Origin of the sequence: Corynebacterium aquilae DSM 44791 (assembly GCF_001941445.1) — a bacterium.
In the GTDB taxonomy this organism is placed as follows: Bacteria; Actinomycetota; Actinomycetes; order Mycobacteriales; family Mycobacteriaceae; genus Corynebacterium; species Corynebacterium aquilae.
On the sequence record NZ_CP009245.1, the window covers coordinates 891,394 to 917,020 of the forward strand.

At 62.7% G+C, this 25,627-nt stretch carries 19 protein-coding genes; 16 read left to right on the forward strand and 3 right to left on the reverse strand.

Annotated features, from left to right (window positions below):
- Positions 1–146 precede the first annotated feature (146 nt).
- From CAQU_RS03820 to CAQU_RS03875, 12 genes are all read left to right on the forward strand, one after another.
- Entirely contained in the window at positions 147–1,868 is a 1,722-nt protein-coding gene (locus CAQU_RS03820; RefSeq protein WP_075728364.1) for a BCCT family transporter, read from the forward strand.
- Between the two features lie 231 nt (positions 1,869–2,099).
- Positions 2,100–2,582, forward strand: coding sequence for a DIP1984 family protein (locus CAQU_RS03825; protein WP_075725372.1), 483 nt, complete (start codon positions 2,100–2,102; stop codon positions 2,580–2,582).
- A 385-nt stretch (positions 2,583–2,967) separates the two neighbouring features.
- Positions 2,968–4,059, forward strand: coding sequence for a zinc-binding dehydrogenase (locus tag CAQU_RS03830; RefSeq protein ID WP_075725374.1), 1,092 nt, complete (start codon positions 2,968–2,970; stop codon positions 4,057–4,059).
- A gap of 340 nt (positions 4,060–4,399) precedes the next feature.
- Entirely contained in the window at positions 4,400–7,108 is a 2,709-nt protein-coding gene (locus CAQU_RS03835) for a hypothetical protein (protein WP_075725375.1), read from the forward strand.
- Between the two features lie 368 nt (positions 7,109–7,476).
- Positions 7,477–9,318: a methionine--tRNA ligase gene (gene metG / locus CAQU_RS03840; protein ID WP_075725376.1), complete on the forward strand. Its 1,842-nt coding sequence runs from the start codon at positions 7,477–7,479 to the stop codon at positions 9,316–9,318.
- Positions 9,319–9,510: 192 nt separating this feature from the next.
- Positions 9,511–10,347, forward strand: coding sequence for a TatD family hydrolase (locus CAQU_RS03845; protein ID WP_075725377.1), 837 nt, complete (start codon positions 9,511–9,513; stop codon positions 10,345–10,347).
- 398 nt (positions 10,348–10,745) lie between these two features.
- A complete protein-coding gene (locus tag CAQU_RS03850; RefSeq protein ID WP_075725378.1) occupies positions 10,746–11,894 on the forward strand; it encodes a resuscitation-promoting factor in 1,149 nt (382 codons plus the stop codon).
- 148 nt (positions 11,895–12,042) lie between these two features.
- Positions 12,043–12,939, forward strand: coding sequence for a 16S rRNA (adenine(1518)-N(6)/adenine(1519)-N(6))-dimethyltransferase RsmA (gene rsmA, locus CAQU_RS03855; RefSeq protein ID WP_075725379.1), 897 nt, complete (start codon positions 12,043–12,045; stop codon positions 12,937–12,939).
- Entirely contained in the window at positions 12,936–13,973 is a 1,038-nt protein-coding gene (locus CAQU_RS03860) for a 4-(cytidine 5'-diphospho)-2-C-methyl-D-erythritol kinase (protein WP_075725380.1), read from the forward strand. Before rsmA ends, CAQU_RS03860 begins: the two co-directional genes overlap by 4 nt.
- 61 nt (positions 13,974–14,034) lie before the next feature.
- Positions 14,035–15,888, forward strand: coding sequence for an ABC-F family ATP-binding cassette domain-containing protein (locus tag CAQU_RS03865; protein WP_075725382.1), 1,854 nt, complete (start codon positions 14,035–14,037; stop codon positions 15,886–15,888).
- 124 nt (positions 15,889–16,012) lie between these two features.
- Positions 16,013–17,434 carry an L-serine ammonia-lyase gene (locus CAQU_RS03870; RefSeq protein WP_075725386.1) on the forward strand — a complete coding sequence of 474 codons (1,422 nt, stop codon included), beginning with the start codon at positions 16,013–16,015 and terminating at the stop codon, positions 17,432–17,434.
- A gap of 70 nt (positions 17,435–17,504) precedes the next feature.
- Complete coding sequence (locus CAQU_RS03875) at positions 17,505–17,828, forward strand: putative quinol monooxygenase (protein WP_075725388.1); 324 nt, start codon at positions 17,505–17,507, stop codon at positions 17,826–17,828.
- Positions 17,829–17,904: 76 nt separating this feature from the next.
- Here the strand turns inward: CAQU_RS03875 and CAQU_RS03880 are convergent, their stop codons facing one another.
- Positions 17,905–18,411, reverse strand: a complete 507-nt coding sequence (locus tag CAQU_RS03880) for a hypothetical protein (RefSeq protein ID WP_075725390.1) — start codon at positions 18,409–18,411, stop codon at positions 17,905–17,907.
- A gap of 388 nt (positions 18,412–18,799) precedes the next feature.
- Here CAQU_RS03880 and ppk2 point away from each other — a divergent pair, with 388 nt between their 5' ends.
- The 4 genes from ppk2 (at position 18,800) to CAQU_RS03900 (ending at position 22,999) form a co-directional block, all read left to right on the forward strand.
- Entirely contained in the window at positions 18,800–19,726 is a 927-nt protein-coding gene (gene ppk2 / locus CAQU_RS03885; protein WP_245797291.1) for a polyphosphate kinase 2, read from the forward strand.
- A gap of 297 nt (positions 19,727–20,023) precedes the next feature.
- Positions 20,024–21,445, forward strand: coding sequence for a chloride channel protein (locus CAQU_RS03890; RefSeq protein ID WP_075725394.1), 1,422 nt, complete (start codon positions 20,024–20,026; stop codon positions 21,443–21,445).
- A gap of 101 nt (positions 21,446–21,546) precedes the next feature.
- Entirely contained in the window at positions 21,547–22,623 is a 1,077-nt protein-coding gene (locus CAQU_RS03895) for an enoyl-CoA hydratase/isomerase family protein (RefSeq protein WP_075725396.1), read from the forward strand.
- Positions 22,624–22,789: 166 nt separating this feature from the next.
- Positions 22,790–22,999 (forward strand): DUF6767 domain-containing protein, encoded by a 210-nt coding sequence (locus tag CAQU_RS03900; RefSeq protein ID WP_075725398.1) that lies wholly within the window; start codon positions 22,790–22,792, stop codon positions 22,997–22,999.
- A 256-nt stretch (positions 23,000–23,255) separates the two neighbouring features.
- Here CAQU_RS03900 and pnuC read toward each other — a convergent pair whose 3' ends face one another.
- Both pnuC and CAQU_RS03910 read right to left on the reverse strand, forming a co-directional pair.
- A complete protein-coding gene (pnuC, locus tag CAQU_RS03905) occupies positions 23,256–23,945 on the reverse strand; it encodes a nicotinamide riboside transporter PnuC (RefSeq protein WP_075725400.1) in 690 nt (229 codons plus the stop codon).
- Positions 23,942–25,597 (reverse strand): DUF6882 domain-containing protein, encoded by a 1,656-nt coding sequence (locus tag CAQU_RS03910; protein WP_075725402.1) that lies wholly within the window; start codon positions 25,595–25,597, stop codon positions 23,942–23,944. The genes pnuC and CAQU_RS03910 overlap by 4 nt, the downstream gene beginning before the upstream one ends.
- Positions 25,598–25,627 lie beyond the last annotated feature (30 nt).

Sequence of the window (25,627 nt, forward strand, 5' to 3'; positions counted from 1 at the left end):
TTTCGCGCTCATCACCCACGGTGGTACGCATGACCGACTCTGACCTAAACCCCCACAACCCTGGGGATGAGCAAGAAACGCAAGCGCACGCAGCTGCTGCGGACGCGGCCGACCAGACCGTCTTTACCGACGACTCGGCGACCGCCATGCAGCAGCTGGCCGTGATGCTGGAAAACCACGAAGAAATCCCGGACCCTGTCGAGGAAGAAGTGGTCCTCGACGGCGAAAGCGACAGCGCGCCGCTGAATCTCGGCGTCGTCATCCCGGCGATGGCCGTGGTGTTGGCCGTGGTGGTGTGGGGCCTTTTCGGTTCCGAGTCCTTCTCCACCTTCGCGTCGAACTCCCTGGGCTTCGTCGTCGATACCGCCGGCTGGGCCTTCGTGCTGTTCGGCACCATCTTTGTGTTCTTCATCTTCGCCATCGCCCTGTCGCGCTTCGGCACCATCCGCCTGGGACGCGACGATGAGGCGCCGGAATTTTCCACGGTGAGCTGGATCGCGATGATGTTCGCCGCCGGCATGGGCATCGGCCTGATGTTCTACGGCACCACCGAGCCGCTGACCCACTACCGCAATGGCGTGCCCGGTCACGCTGAGCGTGAGGTCGGCACCGCGTTTGCGACCACCCTGTTCCACTGGACCTTGCACCCCTGGTCCGTGTACGCCATCGTCGGCCTGTCGATTGCTTATTCCACCTTCCGTATCGGCCGCAAGCAGCTGCTGTCCGCAGCCTTCGTGCCGCTGATCGGCGAAAAGGGTGCGTCCGGCCCGCTGGGCACCTTGATTGACGTGCTCGCCATCGTGGCGACCGTGTTCGGTACCGCCGCCTCCCTGGGCATTGGTGCCGTCCAGATCGGCGCCGGCCTGGAAGCTGCTGGCATCGTCGAGGATCCCTCCAGCCGCACCATCTTGACCATCGTGCTGATCTTGACCCTGGCATTTTTGATCTCCGCGATGTCGGGCGTGGGCAAGGGCATCCAGTACGTGTCCAACGCCAACATGGTGCTGGCCTCCATCCTGGCGATCTTCGTGTTCGTGCTCGGCCCCACCGTGACCGTGCTCAACATGCTGCCCACCGCGATTGGCAACTACCTGCAGACCTTCTTCGAGATGGCGGCCCGCACCGCCGACAGTGCCGACGGCACCGCCGGTGAATGGCTGTCCGGCTGGACCATCTTCTACTGGGCATGGTGGATCTCCTGGAGCCCCTTCGTCGGTATGTTCCTCGCCCGTATCTCCCGCGGCCGCACCATCCGCGAATTCATCGTCGGCGTGACCCTGGTGCCCGCCGCCGTGACCGTCGTGTGGTTCTCCATCTTCGGTGGCACCGCCATCCACCTGGAGCAGGTCGGCGAGTCCATCTGGGGCGACGGCGATTCCAAGGCCCAGCTGTTCGATCTGCTGCACACCATGCCCGGCGGCAAGGTCGCAGGTTTTGTCGCCATGATCCTGCTGGCCACCTTCTTCATCACCTCCGCCGACTCCGCCTCCACCGTCATGGGCTCCATGAGCCAAAACGGTCGTCTGGAAGCGAACCGCTGGATCACCGCCGCCTGGGGTGTGCTCACCGCAGCCATCGGCCTGACCCTGCTGATCTCCGGCGGTGACGACGCGCTGAACAACCTGCAAAACGTCACCATCATCGCCGCCAGCCCCTTCCTGCTGGTCATCATCGGCCTGATGTTCGCCCTCGTCAAGGGCCTGTCGGACGACCCGCTGTACCTGGACCACAAGGCACAGCAGAAGTTCGCCATGAAGCTTGCCCGCGAGCGTCGCATTCACGCCGAACACGCCCGCCGCGAAGCCCGCAAGGCAGCCCATCACCACGAGCGTGGCCACCGCCTGCGCAACCTGGCGCACAAGAAATAACCGGCCCAGGAAATAACCCGCTTAGGAAATAACCCCCTCGGGGCACCCGCCTGAAGCGAACTCGCACCACCGTCGACCCCTTCCGCACCCCGGAAGTGGCGGCGGTGGTGTCTTTTTCGCACCCTCTACCCGTTGTTGTCCTCACGTCCGCGTCTATACGGGTACCGTGTTTGTTAATCACCTAGCTCAAGCGCCTAACTCGCGCCCCGGCACACCACGAGGTTTTAGCTCATGAAACTTGCAGAAGTACTCGCCGTGCGGGCGGATATCCAAACCCGCATGCGGCAACTGCTTGAACGCGCCACCAATGTCATCCGAGTTCAAGAAGGCGAGGAGCCCGCAGAGTCTCCCCAAGACCTGCTGGGCGAATACGACGCGCTCAACGAAAAACTCGTCCGCCTCATCGCGATGATCAACGACATCAACAACAACACCGTGCTGCCGGGTGAAGACATCACCGTCACCCAAGCCATCGCCCGCCGCGACGGGCTGCAGCGCGAGCAGCAGTTCTATCAGCTGCTCGCCGACAACGCCTCAGAGCGCATCGACCGCTACTCCCGGACCGAGATCAAACTCGTCGCCACCTACCCCGTGGCCACCTTGCGGCAACGCGCAGATGCGGCTGGAAAGAAATTCCGCCAGCTCGACGTGCAACTCCAAGCACTGAACTGGTCGGTCGACGTTCCAGAAGACTTCAGCGCCGACTGGCAATAACACCAGTGAAGTGTCGGTAGCTATCAGCGGGATACACCCACCGCAGGCGCGGCCTGCTCCCATTTGATCTCAGACTCTGGGCCGGAGTCACCTCAACCGTGTACGGCCGGGATCGAGCACATGGGCACCGTGCAGCGTGTATCGAGTACAACCACGTATCCGGGATAGCGAGGGAGGGAACGGGGACACCACAAACAACACCACCAATCCACGCCGCACCATCGAGTGTGGCGTGGATTTCTTTATATCCACCACTGTGCAGCTAAACACATCCGTTTTCACTAGGTGTCAATAGCTATACTCGCGACTATGACCCCCGAGGGTTCCAACAAGGGTGCCGTCCGAACAGATCCCCCTTTTTTTGCTTCGTTGGAAGGAGCACATCATGAAAGCTGCAGTCACCAGAGCAGTTGGCCAAGGATTCACCGTCGAAGAGGTCAACCTCGCACAACCCCAAGGCCGAGAAGTCCTCGTGGAGGTCAAAGCCTCCGGCTTGTGCCACTCCGATCTGCACATCGAACAAAACGGCTTCGACTTCCCCTTCCCGGTGGTCCTGGGCCACGAAATCTCCGGCGTCATCGCCGCCGTCGGCCCAGAGGTCACCACCATGGAGGTCGGGCAGCACGTGGTTGCCTGCCTCATCCAGTTCTGTGGCGCCTGCGAGGAATGCCTCTCCGGGCGCACCTACCAATGCCTGAACCAGGCCTACACCCTGCGCGGCCCGGATGAGGCGCCCCGCTTGACCGACGCTGACGGCGAGCCGATCGCCCAGTTCTTCGGCATCAGCGGCTTCGCGGAAAAAGTGCTCGTGCACGAAAACCAACTGGCGGTCGTCAACAACGAGATCCCCTTCCCGCAGGCGGCCATCTTGGGCTGCGCCACGGTCACCGGCGCCGGTGCCGCCATCAACACTGCGCAGGTGCGCGTCGGCGACCGGGTCGCCGTCATCGGTACCGGTGGCGTGGGCCTGAATGCCATCAGTGGTGCCGCACTTGCCGGCGCCCGCCACGTCATCGCCATCGACATCGACGACACCAAGCTGGAAGCGGCGAAGAAGTTCGGCGCCACCGACGTCATCAACTCCTCCACGGTCGATCCGGTTGAGGCGGTCAAGCGGCTGTGTGGCGGCGTCGACCACGCTTTTGAGGTCATCGGCCTGGAGCAAACCCAGCAGCAGGCCTATGCCATGACCGCGCCTGGTGGGCGCGCCTACTTCATCGGTATTGCCAAGCCCGGCACGACCCTTTCAATCGATACCTCCCTCGGCATCCTGGCCGCCCACAACGGCGTCCAGGGCGTGTGGATGGGCTCGAGCAACATCAAGCGCGACATTCCGATGTATGCCGACATGTACGTGCAGGGGCGCCTGAATCTGGATGACCTGATCACCCAGGAAATCAGCATCGACGAGGTCGACCAGGCCTACGAGCAACTGAAGAAGGGCGGAATCATCCGCTCGGTGATTACCAAGTTCTAAAAGTTCTCACCCCTTGCTGCGTGCAGTACTGCAGGCAGCCAGATCCCCTCGTGTGCGTGCGAGGGGATCGTCGTTTAAAGGGTGGATGGGGCGCTCGCATAGTGGGCGCGGTGGCGGTAGCTGGTGGCGGTGGGTGGTGGCGTTGTGCCAGCTTGCGGGGCATCCCCCCGGATGGGGGAAGGGGTGGGGGAGTTAGGTCATACCAAAAAATAGGGGATGTGCAGCACGGTTGCTATGTTTGCACAACGGATGTCATTTAGTCGGGTTTTCTTTTTGTGTTGGGCACCTAATATTAAGCGCGTCCGAAACTAGTTTTTTGACGCAAGGATTGAGCATCGACATGACCACCCGCCTGAACAACCGCGGTCAACTGCAACGGCGCCGCCAGCGCCTCGCCGGGGCTGCACTGGCCGCCGCCGGCATCATCACTGGCAGCCTGGTGATTGTTCCCCCAAGCCACGCGGACGATGGGGTTGACCGCACCAACGACTACGTCACCGGGGTGACCGCGCAACGCTCCGAGGCGCAGCCCGGCGCGCCGCTGGTTGTTGGCGAGAAGTTGTCTTTTGGTTTCACCTTTGATGCTTCCCAGTTCGCTTATACCGATAAGGCCGCTAAGCCTGGTGATTTTATTCGGGTGCATTTGCCGAACTGGTTGCAGTTCAATGGTGCGAATGTGGCGATGCGCACGGCCTCGGATGAGGTTGTGGCTAATTGTGAGCAGCAGGTTGGCCCGGATTTGACCTGTACGTTTACGAATTTTGTGCTGGAGAATCCGCAGGATATTTCGGGTTGGTATAAGTCTGTTGCCACTGTCGTTGAGGTCAGCGATGAGGTGGTGGACAACATTACGGTGGGTACTCAGTTGGTGACGCCGAATAAGGTTGTTGGGGTGGATGAGGGAACCCCGGTGCCGGCGCCGGTTCCGCCGGTGGGGCGGCAGGCGCCGGATGAGAAGACCCGCACGAATGAGTCTGCTGCGAAGTGGGGCGAGTTCATGGATGTGCGGGAGTTCACCAACGGCACCAGTGTGTTTGGGTGGTTTATTTCCACCCCGGGTACTGGTGGGACGATCACGATTGTGGATCCGATGCCGCGCCCGCAGGCGCGTGCCGAGTACCTGGATGGTACGGCCGGCTATAAGCAGTCGGTGGAGGTGCGGGTGCGCGATACCGCCCGTGAGGGGGAGGACGGCGGTAGCTGGAATCTGGCTGATGATGCGCAGCCGGGTACTGCCTGGCGTTTGGATAACTATGAGGTGAATTGGTCCGTGGACGCCGATGGCCGCAATGTGGCCACGGTGGTTATCCCGAACACGGATAAGGCGTTTACTTATCGGGTGGGCATTTATACCGGCACGGTTCCGGACGCCTATAACGATGGCACCACTATTGAGAATGTGGCCTCTATTGATGCGCGCACGACTGCTGGTCGTGTGGAGGTTCACCCGCAGACCAGTGCTGGCGGTACGGGTAATCCCTCTATTGCTGAGGTGAAGGTGTTCAAGGCGTTGCGCGGTGAGGGGGATTCTCCGGCGGAGGATACTCCGTACACGGTGATTGCGACGTGGAGTGAGAATGGGGTGGAGAAGTCCCGTGAGCTGACGGTGACCTCTACGTCCCCGGCGGTGTTGTCGGGCTTGCCGGCGGGCACTGTTGTCACCCTGGTGGAGAAGGCTGCTGCGGCACCCGCGGATGCTGGCTTCGAGTATGAGGGGCAGGAGTTTGGCGCGGGTCGCTTCGGTGACGAGCAGGCCGATTGGTTCCAGGCGGAAGGCAATAAGGCGGTGGTGACTGCCGACGGTGGTAAGAGCCGCGCGGTGTTGTTGACTAACCACTTTGGCCCGAAGCTTGTTTTTGTGCCCTTCAGCGTGCATAAGACGGTCACCGGTGTGGAGAACCCGGCAGGGGAGTACACGGTCTACGGCACCTGTGATCAGGATTCCCGCGACGGCAAGATCACCGCTGGTATCGAGTTCCCGGTGACCGTTACGGCAGGTGCTGACGTTGTTGTTGGTGAGTTTCCTCAGGGAACCACTTGTGACATCGTCCGCGAGGACACCGATAAAGCCCGCGTGGATGGCTACACGCTGACTGCGGAGCTGCCGAAGCCGGTTGTTCTGGGGGCGGCTGCCACCGCTACCGTGGCGAATACCTACACCCCGGTTGTTCCGTCGAGCACTCCGCCGACCACCCCGGTGGAGCCGACTCCCTCCGAGCCGACCACTCCGCCTACAACTCCGGCTAAGCCGAGCGAGCCCAGCAAGCCGAGTGAGCCGAGTAGTACTCCGGTCAAACCCACCCCCTCGGAGCCGACGACCCCGTTGAAGACCCCGTCGACTACTCCGGTTAAGCCGAGCGAGCCCAGTAAGCCGAGTGAGCCGAGTAGTACTCCGGTCAAGCCCACTCCCTCGGAGCCGACGACCCCGCTGAAGACCCCTTCGACAACTCCGGCTAAGCCGAGCGAGCCCAGTAAGCCGAGTGAGCCGAGTAGTACTCCGGTCAAGCCCACTCCCTCGGAGCCGACGACCCCGCTGAAGACCCCGTCGACTACTCCGGCTAAGCCGAGCGAGCCGAGTAAGCCGAGTGAGCCGAGTAGTACTCCGGTTAAGCCCACCCCGTCGGTGCCGACCACGACTACAAAGACCACGACCCCGGTCGTGCCGACTGTGCCGACTACTCCGCCGAGCCCATCTGCCGGCTCGAGCAGCTCGGTTCCTTGGTGGGTTGTTCTGATTCCGTTTGTGCCGTTGGTGGTTGGTGGTGGCTCCAGTGTGGTGGAGTCCCCGGCGCCCACCCCGGTTGTCGACAACACTCCGGATTCTGAGGTGGCCCCGTCGCCAACTCCGGTGGCTACTCGCGTCGAGCGCCCCGAGCCTGCCCAGCCGGTTAAGGGGCTGCCGCGCGGTACGACGAGCGCTGCCCAGCCGCCGGCATCTCAGCGTCAGCTGGCCAATACCGGTGTTGCATTGGAAGGTCTGCTGGCGACCGCTGGCGCCTTGCTGGTGCTGGGTGCTGCCGCGTTTGTCGTGGGTCGGCGCCGCGCCTAAAAATTGCCGCGGCGGCCGGTGCTGATTGGTGCTGGCCAGCTTCCGGCCAGGTGGGGCTGTGGCTCAATGAAGTCGTGATGAGCCAAAAGCGCCCTTTAAGGGCCTTTATCAGCCACCCCAGTATCCCGTGTGTGGTGATGCTGGGGCGGCTGTGCTGTGTGCGGCCCTATTAGTGGGGGTCTTATTGCGGGTGGAGAAAACTAGTGGGGCAGGGGAGTGCGGGGTTGGCTGTTTTATGGGGGTGCAGTGTGCTGTGCGGGGGCTGTGGTGTGCCGTGCGTGTGTTGTGGTGTGATCGCTGGTTATCGCTTGGGCAAAACTGGGGGTGGTTTACGGCCCAGCGCTTGGAGTCAACTAAGGTAGATGACCATGACAAAGTCTGTGCTCACCGCTGTTGCCTGGCCGTACGCTAACGGCCCCCGCCACATCGGCCACGTCGCCGGTTTCGGCGTGCCTTCCGATGTTTTCGCCCGCTACCAGCGAATGGCTGGCGCGGACGTGCTGATGATTTCCGGCACCGACGAGCACGGCACCCCACTGCTGGTGCAGGCCGAAAAAGAAGGCGTCAGCGTGCAGGAGCTGGCTGACCGTTACAACCGCCAGATCGTCACCGACCTGGCCGGCCTGGGCTTGTCCTACGACCTGTTTACTCGCACCACCACCCGTAATCACTATGCGGTGGTGCAGGAGCTGTTCCGTGGTTTGTACGACAACGGCTACATGCTCAAGGAGACCACCATGGGTGCGATCTCCCCGTCGACGGGCCGTACCCTGCCGGACCGCTACATTGAGGGCACCTGCCCGATTTGCGGCGCCGACGGTGCCCGCGGCGACCAGTGCGATGCTTGCGGCAATCAGCTGGATCCGGCGGATCTGATCAATCCGGTCTCCAAGATCAATGGCGAGACCCCGAAGTTCATTGAGACCGAGCATTTCCTGCTGGACCTGCCGAGCCTGGCTGAGGCACTGCGGGTGTGGCTGCAGGGGCGCGAGGACTGGCGCCCCAACGTGTTGAAGTTCTCCCTGAACCTGCTGGATGATCTGCGCCCCCGCGCCATGACTCGCGATATTGACTGGGGTGTGCCGATCCCGATTGAGGGCTGGCAGGACAACAACGCCAAGAAGTTGTATGTGTGGTTCGACGCGGTGGTCGGCTACCTGTCTGCCTCCATCGAGTGGGCGTACCGCAGTGGGGATCCGGAGGCGTGGAAGCGTTTTTGGACCGCTGAGACCGCCCAGTCCTTCTACTTCATGGGCAAAGACAACATCACCTTCCACTCCCAGATTTGGCCGGCCGAGCTGCTGGGCTACCGGGGTGAGGGTGCTAAGGGCGGCGAGGCTGGCGAGTTCGGTGAGCTGCAGCTGCCGACCGAGGTGGTCTCCTCCGAGTACCTGACCATGTCCGGCTCGAAGTTCTCCTCCTCCAAGGGTGTGGTGATCTATGTCAAGGACTTCCTCGCCGATTTCGGCCCGGATCCTTTGCGCTACTTCATCGCCACCGCCGGCCCGGAAAACACCGACACCGACTTCACCTGGGACGAGTTCGTTCGCCGCGTCAACAACGAGCTGGCTAACGGCTGGGGCAACCTGGTCTCGCGCACCGTGGCGATGGCCGCGAAAAACTTCGGTGCTGTGCCCGCCCCGGGCGAGCTGAGCGAAGCCGACCAGAAACTGCTAGACCTGGCCGAAAACGCTTTCGCCGTGGTCGGTGAGCACCTGGAGCACTCCCGCTTCAAGGCCGGTATCACCCACGCCATGCACGTGGTTGGCGAATGCAACGCCTACCTGGGTGAGCAAGAGCCCTGGCACTTGGCTAAGGACCCGGAGCAAAAAGAGCGCCTGGCCACCGTGCTGTGGGTTGCCCTGCAGGTGATCTCTGATGCCAACACCCTGCTGACCCCCTACCTGCCGTCCACCGCGCAAAAGGTGCACGAAACCCTAGGACGCACCGGGGTGTGGGCCGCCATGCCGAAGGTGGTGGAGGTCAGCGACGACATGCCGGTGGAACCGGTCGGTGTGGGCGTGCCCGAAAAGGGCCGCACCTACCCGGTCATCATGGGCGACTACCAGGCAGGCCAGGCACACTGGGGTCGCACCCCGATGGTGGCCGGCGTGGAGCTGAGCAAGCCGAAGCCGCTGATCCAGAAGCTCGACCCCGAGCTTGGTGAGACCGGCCCCGAATGGGCCCCGGTCCAGCGCGACGAGGCCTAAACCAGCCCCCACCCGCGAGCCTTTGCGGCCTTAAAAGACTCGACATCCCCGGTGCGTGCCCTTGAAGTAAGGGTGCGCGCCGGGGATTTTGGGTTTGGGAGTGTTGGATGCCGCGCATCGACGCGTGGGCACATAGGCTCGAAAGGTCAATCCGTGCACAGATAACCAGCGTGGGAGTGAAACCAGACAACCATGGGTAAAAAGAAGCCTCGTCCAATTCCGGTTCCGGCAGAAAAAATCCCCGGGCTCATCGACGCCCACACCCACCTCGCCTCCTGTGGGCTGCACACCGGTGAGCAGATCCGGGAATTCATTGCCCAGGCTGCTGTAGCCGGGGTGGAGCGCATCTGCACCGTGGGCGATGGGCTGGATGAGGCGGAAGCCGCCCTGCGTGCAGCACACGACAGTGATGCCGTGTATGCGGCCTGCGCGATTCACCCGACCCGTGCTGGCGAACTCGACGATGCGGCGCGCGCCCGCCTGACGGAGATGGCCGCCGATCCCCGGTGTGTGGCCATTGGGGAAACCGGCCTGGATACCTATTGGATTAAGCACTCCGATACCTGCGCCGACTTGGACACCCAGGAAGAAGCCCTGCGCTGGCATATCGATCTGGCGATCTCTAGCGGCAAGGCGTTGATGATCCACAATCGCGAAGCAGACGCGGACTTGTTGCGGGTGTTGGCGGATGCGCCGCAGCCGAAGGAAACCATCCTGCACTGCTTCTCCTCCCCGCTGGATGTGGCGGAAGAAGCACTAGCGCGTGGCTATGTGCTGAGCTTTGCCGGCAACGTGACTTTTAAGCGCAATGATTTCTTGCGGGAAGCGGCGCGTTTGGCGCCGGCGGGCCAGTACCTCATCGAAACGGATGCGCCCTATATGACCCCGGAGCCTTTCCGTGGGGCGAAAAATTCCCCGGCGTTAATCGGCCACACGGCGTTGTGTGTGGCGCAGGCGCGCGGACAGGATGTCGCGGAGACTGTGACGGAGATTAACTCCACCTTCTCGCGTGTCTATGGACTCGCCTAGCACTCACCTGACTGTGGCGCAAGGGGATGGGAGTGAAAGAAAGGTACTCCTGTTGTTATTTTGGGCCACTACCTAGTTGGGTGTGTCCTGAAATACCTAGACAACACGGCTTTGTTACCGTATCGTGACATCAGACGTTCGGCGGGTGCCACGCCGACACGGCCCCGGTTTCACCCCCACATGAGGGAAAATCACCACCGTGTCATTTAGTGCCACTGCCCCCAGCAACAGCCGGGGGTGGCTAACCGCCGTAAAAGACACGCTCAAACACCCCGCCCACTCACATTGCATCCGGGCCAAACCCCCGTATGCACGATGTGGAACTCTTTGTTTTTAGCGAGCAAAGCAGTCGCGGTGGTCGCCCGAGCCCCCTTTTGATGTAAGTGAGTTTGTAGCTAGTGCACGAGCACAAGAAGTCCCGAATCAATCGCATTAACACCACCCGCAGCGTTCCGCTGCGACTGGCCACCGGCGGCATGCTCGCCACCTTGCTGGTCAGCGGTGGCGTGGCCCTCAACAGCAAAAAAGACATCACCGTGGATGTCAACGGCGAACAACACACCATCGCCACGCTGTCCGGCACCGTCGACGGGGCCCTGAAACAAGCCCACGTCCAGCTCAGCGCCAAAGACATGGTCAGCCCCTCCCCGAACGAGCGGCTCGTCGACGGCCAAACCATCACGGTGCGCGCCATCAAGCCGGTGGCCGTCATCATCGATGGCAAAGAGCAAACCATCGACACCACCGCCCTGACCGTCGATGAACTCATCAACGAACTCGGCAACGTCGGCTCCAGCGATAAGATCTCCGCCGACCGCACCACCAAAATCCCCGTCGAAGGCCTCACCCTCGACGTGACCACCCCGAAGCAGCTCACCGTCAACGACGGCGGGCAGGAAAAGCCGGTCACCGTGGCCGCTAAAACCGTCGGCGATGTCCTCGCCGACCAGGGCATCACCCTCGGTGATGAGGACGTCGTCGAACCCGATGTGAGCGCCCCGGCCACCAGCGGCCAAACCATCACCATCACCCGCATCCGCACCGACATCCTCAGCGAGACCGGCAAATACGACGCCGAACCCGTCATCGTTGACGACCCGGAGCTGGAAGAAGGCGAGCAGGTCGTCGAGGTCGAAGGCAAGCCCGGCACCCGCAAGACCATCCGCGAAGTCCGCTACGAAAACGGTGCTCCGGTCTCCGACACCGTCCTGCAGACCGTCGATCTGGTGCCCGCCACCGCCGCCACCATCAAAAACGGCACCAAAAAGCCCGCCCCGGCAGCCCCCGCAGTCGCCGCCGGCGGCACCGTGTGGGACACCCTCGCCATGTGCGAATCCACCGGCAACTGGGCCATCAACACCGGCAACGGTTTTTCCGGCGGACTCCAATTCACCCCGTCGACCTGGCTGGCCTTCGGCGGCGGCGAATACGCCCCCATGGCCTACATGGCCACCCGCGAACAGCAGATCGCCGTGGCCACCAAGGTGCAGGCCGCCCAGGGCTGGGGCGCATGGCCCGCCTGCACCGCCAAGCTGGGTATTCGCTAACACCCACGCACGCACTCACTTCTACACCCCGTCACCCAGGCCTATCACGCGCCGCGGTGGCGGGGTTTGTGCATCCCACACAATCGCACGCTGGCAACGGGTGCGAACACCTCAAAAGCACAGCCCATGCGGTAGATTGAGAAACACTATGGTGGCGAAAGACAACACACAACCGGCGAAACTGCTCGGCCCGCAACAAATCCGCGAACTCGCAGGCACCCTCGGGGTGGTTCCGACGAAAAAACTCGGACAAAACTTCGTCCACGACCCCAACACGGTCCGCATGATCGTCGACCAGGCCGGTGTGACCGCAGACGACCACGTCCTCGAAATCGGCCCCGGCCTCGGCTCGCTGACCCTAGCCCTGCTCGACACCGCCAAAGACACCACCGTCTGCGAGATCGACGCCCGCCTGGCCGCCCAACTGCCCACCACCGTCGAAACCTTCGCCCCCGACCACGCGGACAAACTCACCGTCATCCACAGTGACGGCATGAAGCTCAACCACGCCCTGCTCGAAGACGCCGGCGCACCCCTGCCCACCGCATTGGTGGCCAACCTGCCCTACAACGTCTCCGTCCCACTGCTTTTGCACCTGCTGGAAGAATTCCCCTCCATCCGCAAAGTGCTGGTCATGGTGCAACTCGAAGTCGCAGAACGACTCGCCGCCACCCCCGGCAACAAGGTCTATGGTGTGCCCAGCGTCAAAGCGCGCTTCTACGGCGACGTCCGCCTGGCCAACACCATCGGAAAAAACGTCTTCTGGCCTGCCCCCAACGTCAACTCCGGCCTGGTCCGCATCGACTGCTTCGGCGAAGACAACCCCGCCGAGTGGAGTAGGGAACAAGCCCGCGAGGTCTTCCCCCTGATCGATGCGGCCTTCGCACAACGCCGCAAAACCCTGCGCGCAGCCCTGTCCGGCCACTACGGCGGCGGCGCCAACGCGGAGCGTGCCCTAAAGGCAGCCGGCATCGCACCCAACGAGCGTGGCGAAAAACTCCACGTCGCCGACTTCGTGCGGCTGGCACAGGTAGGCACCCCATGACCGCCGAGCACCACGCCACCGTGCGCCCCACCCCTAACGACCAAGCACGCAAACACCCGCACCCGTTCAACATGAACCAACGCATCCGCCCCGGCGCCACCACCTACGAAGAAACCGCCCGGGCCAAGGTCAACCTGCACCTCGCAGTCGGTGATGCCCGCGCCGATGGCTACCACGAACTCGACACCGTCTTCCAATCCCTGTCGCTGGCCGACACCATCGCCATCACCCCATGCGACCACTACCCGGCTGACGGTGAATCCGTGGTGAAAAACCTCAACGTCACCGGGCCCTTAAGCCACGTCATCCCCACCGACCACACCAACCTGGCATGGGGTGCCGCCGAAGCCTTTGCCGCAGCAGCACGAAAAAAGGGCACCATCGTTGCGAGGGTGTCCATCCGCATCACCAAAGGCATCCCCGTCGCCGGCGGCATGGCCGGCGGATCCGCCGACGCAGCCGGAGTGCTGCGCCTACTCAACCGCATCTATTCCTACCCGCTGAGCAGCGAAGAACTCCTCGAGATCGGCCTGGGGCTGGGCTCCGATGTGCCTTTTTGCATCCTGGAAGGCACCGCCCGCGCCGGCGGGCGCGGTGAAAAACTCACCCAGTTCACCCTCGCCCACACCCTGCATTTCGCACTCGCCTTCCACCGCCGCGGACTATCCACCCCCAAAGTCTTCGGCACCCTCGACCGCATGCGCGACAACCAGGAACTCACCACCCGCGCCGGAGACCCCCGCGCGCTGATTGCTGCCCTGGAAAACCCCCAAGCCAGCATCGACGACATCGCGCAGCTCATCGACAACGACCTGCAAGCACCCGCCCTGAGCATGAACAGCGCACTGTCACACTGCCTGGAGGTCGGACGCGCAGCCGGTGCGGCCGCCGCCTTCATCTCCGGATCCGGACCCACCTGCGCCTTTTTATGCCACAGCGCCGAACACGCCCGCGCGGTCGCCGAGACCATCACGGACGCCGGTGCCGCCGACGACACCGCCTGCGCACACACCACCCCAGCTGCCGCTATCTAACGCCCCACCACAGGCAGCACCCACCACCCATAACCCCCAACCCAAGGAGCAACACCCCGCCGTGGCGAACCTGATCAACCTGGAAAACGTCGACAAAACCTACGGGCTGAAAACCCTGCTCGACCACGTCAGCCTCGGCATCCAAACCGGCGACCGCATCGGCGTCGTCGGACTCAACGGCGGCGGCAAATCCACCCTGCTGAAAGTACTTTCCGGCCAAGACACCCCCGACGCGGGACGCGTCTCCCACGCCAGCGACCTGCAACTCGCCGTGGTCACCCAAGACGCCAACCTCAACCCAGACGACACCGTCGCCGACGTCGTCCTCGGCCCGCTTGGCGTGGCCACCTTCGAATGGGCCTCCAACGCCCGCATCCGCGACGTCCTCCAAGGCCTCGGCATCGTCGACCTCGGGCTTGAGACCAAAGTGGGATCCCTCTCCGGCGGCGAACGCCGCCGCACCAACCTCGCCGCCGCACTCGTCCGCGACCTCGACCTCGTCATCCTGGACGAGCCCACCAACCACCTCGACGTCGAAGGCGTGCAATGGCTCGCCGAACACCTCCTAGCCGCCAAATGCGCCCTCGTCGTCGTCACCCACGACCGCTGGTTCCTCGACACCGTCGCCACCACCACCTGGGAAGTCCACGACGGCGTCGTCGACGTCTACGACGGCGGCTACAACGACTGGACCTTCGCCCGCGCCGAACGCGCCCGCCAAGCAGACGCCGCCGAACAACGCCGCCAAAACCTCGCCCGCAAAGAACTCGCCTGGCTACGCCGCGGCGCCCCAGCACGCACCTCCAAACCGCGCTACCGCATCGAAGCCGCCGAAGCGCTCATCAAAAACGTGCCCGCACCCCGCGACTCCGTCGAACTCATGGCGTTTTCCAAACAACGCCAAGGCAAAATCGTCGTCGAACTCGAAAACGCCACCATCACCACCCCCGACGGCCGCACCCTGGTCGAAGACCTCACCTGGCGACTCGGCCCCGGCGAACGCATCGGCCTGGTCGGCGTCAACGGCTCCGGCAAAACCACCCTGCTCAAAACCCTCGCCGGCGCACTGCCCCTCACAGACGGCCGCCGCAAAGAAGGAAAAACCGTCCGCCTCGGCTGGCTGCGCCAAGAACTCGACGACCTCGACGGCGACCGCCGACTCCTCGACGCCGTCGAAGACGTCGCCTCCTACGTCGACCTCGGCAAAAAACAACTCAGCGCCTCCCAACTCTGCGAACGACTGGGCTTCAGCCCCGCCCGCCAGCGCACCCCCATCAAAGACCTCTCCGGTGGCGAACGCCGCCGCCTGCAGCTAACCCGCGTGCTGATGAGCGAACCCAACCTGCTGCTGCTCGACGAGCCCACCAACGACCTCGACATCGACACCCTCCAAGAGCTCGAATCCCTCCTGGACTCCTGGGCCGGCACCCTCGTGGTCATCTCCCACGACCGCTACCTCATCGAACGCATCTGTGACTCCACCTGGGCGCTATTCGGCGACAAAAAACTCACCAACCTCCCCGGCGGCATCGAAGAATACCTCCGCCGCCGCAGCCAGCAAGCAAAAGCCGAAAAATCCGGCGTACTCAACCTCGGCGACAGCGCAGCAACCAGCGCCAAAGACAACGCCGATGCGGCTGCCGCCGCAGCTGCACAACCGGCGGCAGCCGCCCCCACCATCAGCGCCGCCGAACACCGCCGCATCACCAAAGAACTCGCAGCCTTAGAACGCAAAACCCAAAAACTCGAGCAACAACAAGCAAAAATCGAAGACCAGATGGCAACGCTCGCCGCAGACCCCAGCGCGGAAGCCATCGACAAACTCGCCGAACTGTCCGCCACCCTCGGCGAGATCAACAGCGAAAAAGAAGAACTCGAAATGGCGTGGATGGAACTCGCCGCCGAACTCGAATAACAACCCCCACCACCGACAAACCCCGCCAGCACGCAACTTTCGCAGGCGGGGTTTGTCCGCACTATCCCCGACTCAAAGGACTGACCCGCACGGGTGTGTCAGATCACGATTACACTCAGTGCACATGACAGTCTCCGCCTTCGACCTGTTCAAAATCGGCATCGGGCCCTCCTCCTCCCACACCGTAGGACCCATGCGCGCCGGGCTGGATTTCGCCCGGACACTGCATGGCCAGCTTGCAGCATCCCACGTTTCACCTGCCAGCCACCCGGAGACCATGCTGGCCGATGGGGCAGTGACCGCCGGGCCGGGCATCACCATCATTCTCTATGGGTCTTTGGCCGCCACCGGCGCCGGCCACGGCACCCTGGGGGCGTGCCTGATGGGCCTGGACGGGGCGGACCCGGAAACCGTCGACCCGGACTACCTCGCGCAGCGGCTAGAAGAGATCCGTACCAGCCGCACCATCTACCTGGCCGGCGATAAGAACCTGCCGGTGACCTGTGGGTTTGAGGACATCATTTTGCGGCCCGCCGTGGTGCGCAGCATTCACACCAACGCCGTCACCTTCGTGTTCGGTGAGGTCAAACAGACCTACTATTCCATCGGCGGTGGTTTCATTCGCACCAAGGATGAGATTCCCACCCTGGAGGAAATTTCTGGCCCCTATTGCTACACCTCCGGCGAAGAACTGATCACCCTGGCCGAAAAGGAAGGGTTGAGTATTTCTGCAGTGCAGCGTCAATGCGAGCGTTCGCTGCGCACGGATGAGGACATTGATGAAGGGCTGCTGCGGATTTTTCATGCGATGGATGCCTGCGCAAAACGAGGTATCGCCACCACCGGCATGCTGCCCGGAGGCCTGGGAGTCCACCGGCGTGCCGCCGGCTGGTACGAACAGCTCATCGTCGACGACCCGGAGCGCACCGCCGAATTTTCCGAAGACTGGGTCAACCTGGTGGCCCTGGCCGTCAACGAGGAAAACGCCGCCGGCGGGCGGGTGGTGACAGCCCCCACCAACGGGGCCGCCGGCATCATCCCGGCGGTGCTGTATTACGCCCGGCATTTCACCCCGGCCGGCCGCGCGGACGAACTCGACACCATCAAACGTTTTCTGCTGGCCGCCAGCGCCGTGGGCTCCTTACTCAAAGAACGCGCCAGCATTTCCGGCGCCGAGGTTGGCTGCCAAGGAGAAGTCGGCTCCGCGACGTCCATGGCGGCCGCCGGCCTGGCCGAAATCCTCGGCGGCAGCCCCCGGCAGGTGTGCAACGCAGCCGAGATCGGCATGGAGCACTCCCTGGGGCTGACCTGCGACCCCATCGGCGGGCTGGTTCAAATCCCCTGCATCGAACGCAACGCCATTTCCGCCGGTAAAGCAATCAACGCCGCGAAGATGGCGCTGCGAGGAGACGGCACACACAAAGTCAGCCTGGATGACGTAATCGAAACGATGCGCCAAACCGGGGCCGACATGTCCGAACGCTACAAGGAAACCGCCGGCGGGGGACTAGCGATCACCGTCGCCGTGAACGTGCCCGAATGCTAGCGCCCCGGCAAACTTTTCCCGCACCGCGCGGACAGTAATGCGGGGGCAAAGTTTTGCTAGCCTGGCGCACATGATCTTGATCAACGTGAAATTCACCCCGCTGCCCGAAAACGTCGAATCCTTCCCCCAGATCGTCGCCGACTTCACAAACGCCACCCGCGCCGAGGATGGCTGCCTGTTCTTCGAGTGGTACCGCTCCACCGAGCGCCCCAACGAGTACATCCTGGTCGAAGGCTTCAAAGACGATGCCGCAGAAGCACACGTGAACTCCGCACACTTCAAGGCTGCCTGCGAGCTGTTCCCGACGGTGCTGGAAAAGACCCCGGAGATCATCAACACCCTCATCGAGGGCAAAACCGAATGGGACGAGATGGCCGAATTCAAGGTCAACTAGCCCCCACAGGCTTTACCGCCTGAAAACTACTGCCGCCGGCGCCCCAGCGCATCGGCGGCAGTTGTCTATGTTTGAGCTATACCGGGCTGCCGGGCTGTTTGAGGCGGGCTGCCTCAATGGCCTGCTTTTTCAGCTGCTCATCATCAGCGCTTTTCTTGCCCCAGCTTTCGGGGCTCCACCACTGCCAGTTGATGGTCCAAAACCTCGGCGGAAAAAAGTCTTTCTCGGTGGCCCCGGTAAACAGGGGATCGTCATCAGCCATGTTGGCTATCTTCCAGACCTGATACACCCAGGCGATGATCGGCCAGACCACCAGCGCCCAGAACAGCTGCTTTGTATCCGGGCCGTCCTCAACTCCCAGCAGCCCCAGGCCGAAAGCTAACAAAAGGGGCAGGCCGACAGAGAAGAAATACACCCGCCACGCCCGGGAACGCTGCCCCAAAAACGCCCACTGAATCCCCGTCAAACCAGACCAGACCGCCATCTTGTAGGCGCGGGATTTGGTGCGCTCGACCGCTTGTCCATCGACGATCTCGGGAAGCAGGTCAAAGCGCTGTGGCGGAGTGTATCCGAATAAAGCCATGACGCTTCCTTCCTTGTCTCGACACATCAAGCCCTATCTAGCCCCCGCATCGTCGGCGAAGGTGAGCAGGTGAATATTTAGGCTGGGTCAATCGTACTCAACGATGAGCCCGACGGTCAGCCTAGTGGGGGAGCGCACTGGCACAAGCCGCGAGGAATTGACACCGGCTGTGACCCACTGCGTTTGGCGCATGGGCCGGAAAACCTACCACACGGGGTTGGCACCCACCGGAGGAATAACTCACCACCACAACACCCGTGAAAGGCCTTGCCAAGGTCGTGGTGAACTGGCAGTTTTTCCCCACAGCCCCAGGTGGGGTGGCGGCGATTTTCGGGTGTGCTGGGTGGGGGTGACATGGGGTGTGGTTTCGGGCCAGACGCGCATTAGGGTGGATGGCATGGGAAAGAAAAAAGAGTCATCGGAAAGCCGCCCCCCGAAGCTGTCGAAAGAAGCTTATGAGGCAGAGCTCAAGCGCCTCCAGGCCGAACTCGTCGACATGCAGCAGTGGGTTGTCGAAACCGGCGCCCGCGTCGTCGTGATCATGGAAGGCCGCGACGCTGCGGGCAAGGGATCCGCCATCAAGCGCATCACCCAATACCTCAACCCCCGCACCTGCCGCATCGAGGCTCTTCCCGCCCCGAACTCCCGCGAACAGGGCCAGTGGTACTTCCAGCGCTACGTGGAAAAGCTGCCCACCGCCGGCGAAATCGTCATCTTCGACCGCTCCTGGTACAACCGTGCCGGCGTGGAACGCGTCATGGGCTTCTGCACCTCCCAGGAATACCGCCGCTTCCTGCACCAGGCCCCCATCTTCGAGCGCCTGCTCGTCGAAGACGGCATTATGCTGCGCAAGTACTGGTTCTCCGTCTCGGACGAGGAACAAGTCAAGCGTTTCAAGTCCCGCCGCAACGATCCTTTGCGCCGCTGGAAGCTGTCCCCCATGGACCTGCAGTCCATCACCCGCTGGGAAGACTACTCCCGCGCGAAGGACGAAATGTTCGTCCACACCGACATTCCTTCCGCGCCGTGGTACACCGTCGAATCCGAGGACAAGAAACGTTCCCGCATCAACGTGATTTCCCACCTGCTGTCGACCATTCCCTACGAGAAGATCGACCGCCCGCTGCCGGAAATCCCCGAGCGTCCCGTCTCCACCAACGACTACGAGCGCCCCCCGCGCGAAGACTTCCGCTACGTCCCGGATGTCGCCGCCGAACTGGAACGCGACAAAGTCGATGAGGACAAGACCGACAAGTCCGACAGCAAGAAAAACAAAAAGTCCAAGAAGAAGTCGAAGAAGTCCAAAAAGGACTAGCGCCAAAGCATAACCGCGACGCACTAAAGGGGCGTGCCCACCAATCGGGCACGCCCCTTTTTACGTGCACTGGATTCCTTGAAGAAGCCACCCCGAAAGTGGCCACAGCAACCGGTCTGTCCAAGAGGTCTATTGTGGTTGTGGTCAGTCGCGCGCACGGCACGGAAGAAGCCACCGCCACCCACACACCTCAAGGGCCCCCAAGAGCGCCCAGGCGACGGTGATCACACAGCTGGTGGATTATTCGACCGGCCGCAGCCGCCAAACACACGTGTCGTTGAAGGTATAAAACCCAAGATGCCAAAGCCAGCATTCATCCCCACTGCCAGGCAGCGGGGACGTCAACGCTTCAGCGTGGCAGAAATCGTTCGCTTCCGCCGCGGTGGCCTCTACTTGATGGCAGTGATCATCGGAATACTCGCTGGACTAGGAGCAGTCGCCTTCCGCTACGGCATCCACTCCTGGGAATACCTACTCACCGGCCAACAAGACGCCACCCTGCCCATCGCAGACGACCCGAAAGAAGCCTTCGAACTCACCGGGATACTCGCCCCACTAGGGCGATGGGGACTCATCATCGCCCCCGTGATCTCTGCGGTCATCTACGCGCCCCTGATGTACTTCTTCGGCGCCAGCGAATGCGGGCGCGGCGTTGCCGGAGTGATGTACTCAGTGCGCAAAAACTACGGGCGAGTCAAATTCACCCCAGCCGCCACCACCACCGCCGCCTCAGCACTCACCATCGGCGGTGGCGGAAACGTCGGCCCAGAAGGCCCCATCAGCGAACTCGGCGGGGCAATCGGACACGCCGTGTCCACATGGTTTCACGCACCCCGCACCACCGCCCGACTACTAACCGCCACCGGTGTAGCCGCCGGCGTATCCGCCGCCTTCAACGCACCACTAGCCGGAGCATTCTTCGCCATGGAAGTCATCCTCTTAGACTTCACCAGCGAAACCTTCGTCTGCGTAGTCATCGCCTGCGTCGCCGCCACCATGACCAACAAACAATTCGTCGGCGACAGCCTCTCCTTCACCCTCCACCAAGACCTCACCCTCGCCCGCGACACCGACCTCGGCTGGGTCATCGTCCTAGCCGTCATCGGCGGAATAGTCGGCGTCGCCTTCTCAAAAATCCGCTACCTCGCAGAAGACGCAGTCGACCACATCTGGCGCGGCCCAGTATGGCTGCGCCCCATCCTCGGATCCATCATCCTCGGCGCAGTCCTGTTCGCCGTACCCGCCGCCTACGGCGAAGGCGACGCCGTCCTCAACGGCGCCCTCCGCGGTGAACTAGCACTCCAACTCGTACTCATCCTGTTCGCGGTGAAATTCATCGCCACCGCCCTGACCGTCGCCATCGGCGGCGTCGGCGGAACCTTCGCCCCCAGCCTATTCATCGGAGGCATGCTCGGAGCAATCTTCGGCGCCATCGTAGAACCCTCCAACGCCTACGCCATGGCCATTTTCGGCATGATCGGCATGGGCGCAGTATTCACCGGCGCCGCCCGCGCCCCCATGACCGGGGTGCTACTCATCATGGAACTCACCGGACAATTCCGGCTCCTCCTGCCACTAATGCTGGCAGTCGTCATTGCCACCGGCATCGCACGCCTGCTCTCCGAGACCACGATCTACACCGAGGCGTTGGCGCGACGGGGCGTGGATCCGGTGCCACCCCCGCCGGTGGCCTATCGGGCGCACACTCAACCGTCCTAAAGGTTTTAAGCCGGTTGGTTGGCACCTTGGCAGCCGTTGTATGCAGGATTTTTTCTCTAATCGCCACACAGAATCGTTGTGATGTGGAACACTAGGAAGCTATGAACGCTTCACACACTTCTGCACAGACCACCGGGGACCAGTTCGTCAACGTGTCGGTCCGGAACACCACCGGATGCATCGAGCTGAATCGCCCCAAGGCGCTGAACTCTTTGAACCACGACATGATTAACACGATCGCCGAGGCCATCGAAGGGTGGCGCGATGACGACTCGGTTCACCGGGTCGTGATCTTCTCCTCCACGGAGCGAGCCTTCTGCGCCGGCGGTGATGTTCGATCCGTGCGCGACGCCGGGGTCGAGGGGGATTTCGCCGCGGGAGACCAGCTCTTTGTTGACGAGTACGTGATGAACAACGATCTGGGCCAGTTCCCCAAGCCCATCGTGTCCGTCATCAACGGTGTCGCCATGGGTGGTGGCTTGGGCGTGAGCTGCCACGGCTCCCACCGAGTGATCACCGAGCGAGCCTTTGCGGCAATGCCGGAAATGGCCATCGGCTTCATCCCGGATGTGGGCATGACCTACATGATGGAGCACATGGTCGGCACCCGCGGCAAGCCCTCGCGGGCACTAGCGGTGTTCCTCGGGGTGACCGGCTGGCGCCTGAGCCCGGCGGACATGATCTGGTCGGGCATGGCCACCCACCACATCGACTCGGCCAACACCGAGGAGTTCATCCAGGTCACCATCGAGGAATCCCTGGATGAGGCCCTGGAGCGCTTCGCCACCGAGCCGGCAGAACAATCCAAGCTGGCGGGTCTCATCGACGATATTGAGGCCACCTTCAACAAGGAGACTTGGGCGGAGATCCAGCAGGCGCTGGAAGATCACGGCAATGAGGAGTTCAAAAACCTCGTCTACGAGCACATCGAGAAGTCCTCGCCGACCTCGGTGGTGGCCGCGGTGGAGCTGTTTGCCGCGAACCTGACCGCCACCACTTTGCGCCACGCTCTCGACAACGAGCTGGCGTTGGGTAACTACCTGCGCCGTGGCCACGACTTCCCGGAGGGCGTGCGCGCGGTGCTGATCGATAAGGATCGCAACCCGAACTTTGAGCCTAAGAACTTCGAGGATGTCGACGTGGAAGCTATTCGTGGTGTGCTTAAGCGCGACTCCTAGAAGGCAAGCACACGTGTCGCGCTGAGACGCTGTTGGTGCGTGTGATTGCAGTTCGGCCCCCGATCCACCTGCTCGGGGGCCATATTTTTGTGGGTTGTGAGCGGCGTGCGGGTGGATGGCGTCACAGCCCCTGCGTATCACTCGTTAGGGGGAGTAGTTTGGGGGTATGGGCACCGCACACAACTCCGGTACTGACGGCGCAGGGCGCCGCGGTTCCCGTGCGCCGAAATGCCCGATTCGCTATGGCTTTCCCTGCACTGCGTGTCAGCCGGGCGCATCGGGGCCACAGGATTGCCAGCTGGTGATGCTGGTGCGCGAAGACCCGGAGCTCAAAGAGCTGATGAAGGAAATGATCGCCAAGCACCGTCAAAACTAGTGAGCTTTGCTCATGCCGGTATGTCTAGGTTGAGCGTGGAAGAGTGTTCTTATTGACGGTTTCGGGATCGCATCGGTGTCGGCATTGCCGTGGGGGTACTGCGCCACTAGGGGGCGGCAGTGCAGGTGGCTGCACATTATCTGCAGGAAAACCGACGATAGGATCGTCCAGTTATGCTTCGCGATGGTGGTGTGTTTAAGGCATAAAAATGCCCACCGGCTTCCGTGTATGCGAAGCGGGTGGGCATTTTCAGGTGTTAGTGGGTTTTGGCGCTGTTTTGGGTTTTCAGCCAGGTGAAAAAGCCCCACAGCACGAAGCCTGCGTAGAAGATGTACAACGCGGCCGAGGGGTAGTAGCCGGCCATGAGTAGCAGCGGCACGCCGACGATATCGACGCCGATCCAGATGAGCCAGAATTCGGTCCAGCCCTTGGCCATGCCGAAGGTGGCCAGCATACTGCCGACGAAAATCCAGGCGTCGGCCCACGGGCCCCAGGAGCCTAGGGCCTGGAAGATGAGGGCGCACACCAGGGTGCCGACGACGGCGACGATGAGCATGCCGAGGCGTTCTTTGGTGCTGGCCCAGTGGGGTTGGACGGCGGCGGGCTCGGAGACGATGCTGCGGGAGGGGTCGAGCTCGTCGGATTCTTTCACGCCCTGCTTGGAGGCTTTGGCCCATTGGTACCAGCCGTAGCAGGAGACGATGAGGAACATGACTTGTCGGCCGGCTTGGCCGTAGAGGTCGAGGTCTTGTGGGGTGTGGAACACCCCGCCGAGGAACACCGTGAACAGCAGCAGGTTGCCGATGATGCCGACTGGCCACGCCCAGACGACGCGTTTCATGCCGCCGTAGGCGCTTAGGAGGCCGAAGATGTTGCCGACGATTTCCCGCACGAGGATGGGGACACCACCGATGGTGAGGGTGGCGCCGAGGAGTGTTTCGATCACGTGTTGCTCATTTCGATTCGGCCGGCACCATTGTCGCTCAGCGCGATGGTGTAGCCGTCAAGGGTGACGGTGAGGGTGTGCGGCTGTGTTGGGTCGGTGTGGAAGCTTATGCCGTGGCGGGTGAGGAAGATCCGCATCGCGCTGAGGGGATCGTCGATGGGGTGTGCGGTGTGGATCACGTCCCACAGGATCGCTGCCGTGATTGGCGGCGGGGTGATCGCGGGGTGCGTTAGCAATGCGATGGCGTCGACACCGGGGGCGATGCTGGCGCGCACACTGACCGGCCGGGCGAGTAGCCCTTTGGCGACGGTGATGGCCTGTGAGGTTGCGTCGTCGTTGGGTGGCGCCTGGGTGAGGTCTGCCACCGCGTTGGCGTGGCCGAATTCCCAGATGGGTCGCACTGCATCTTTGGCGGCTTGGGGGAGGTGCGGGTCATCCCACGTCCAGCGCCAGCCTTCGGGGCCGATGGTGGCAATCACCAGGGCACCGGCGATGGTGGGGCCGGTGGGCGTGGTGATGTGGGCTTGGCCGCGCATGACATCGAGGGTGATGGTGGATTGGGGCCACAGCTGGTTGAGTAGCACTTGCCCGAGCGCCGCATCGAAAACGCCGTCGCGCACCAGGTCCTGGTAGGGGGTCGCGGGGGTTGCCGCTGCCGGGTGTGGATTGGGCTGCGTAGGCGCGTCCGGGCGCGCAGGTGGCGCTTGGTCTGGGGTGGGTGCGCTGGTGGTTGCTGCTGCAGCAGGTGCAGGCGCGGGTGCCGGCGCAGCTGCCGGGGGCATGGGTGCTGCGGGCATGGCAGGCGCGGGGCCTGCCGGGGGTACCGGGCTTGCCGGGGGTACTGGGCTTGCTGGGGATACTGGGATTGCCGGGCTTGCAGGCATTGCTGGGCTGGCCTGCTGCGGGGCTGCTGGCGGGGTCACTGGCGCCACCAGCTCATCGGTGTCGATGGTGGATCCATCTTCGGCAACGATCAGGCTGCCGTCCTGTTTAATACCGATGCCGTAGGCGGCCGCGTATCCCAGCACCGCGCGGGAGAGATCCACCCCCGCAAGAACCGGGCGGGCAATCTCAACGGCCTGGGCAAGCTCCAGCTTTGTCTGTTCCAAGGGCACGATGACCACATCGGCTTCGTTGGGGGCTTGGCCCTTTTCCGCGGGCTCGTAGGCGGCGAAAAGCAGTAATGCGTTGCCATAAAGGGTGCGCACCGCGCCGAGGAACACCTCGCTGATGGTGGTGGTGCCGGACAGTGCCTGGTGCACCTCGTCGGCGAGCACCACGTCCTGCGGCTGCGGTGGGGTGACCTGCCAGGTGAACTCTTCACCCACCACGTGGCCGATGATGAATCCGGCGTGATCGATGGTGTGGTTGCCTTCGAAACGGACGGTTACCGGCTGGGGCGTGGCACCAGGAGAGATGTTGTCCAGCTGGGCATTGTCCACCTCTCCAGCAGCCACATCTGGCGTGGGGTCAGCTTCAGCTGGTTGCTGAGCTGTGCTGGTGCGCTGGCCGGAGATACCGAAACTCACCCGGGGGCTATAGCCGGGCGGCATTGCCAAGCTACGCCACAGGGCGACGACGCGAACGTACTGGTCGATGACGCCATCGGTGGCGATATCCTGCAGCGTCATGGGGGTATCAGCAAAGCTCATGCGAAAAGGCCTTAAAGAAGAGAAAACGAC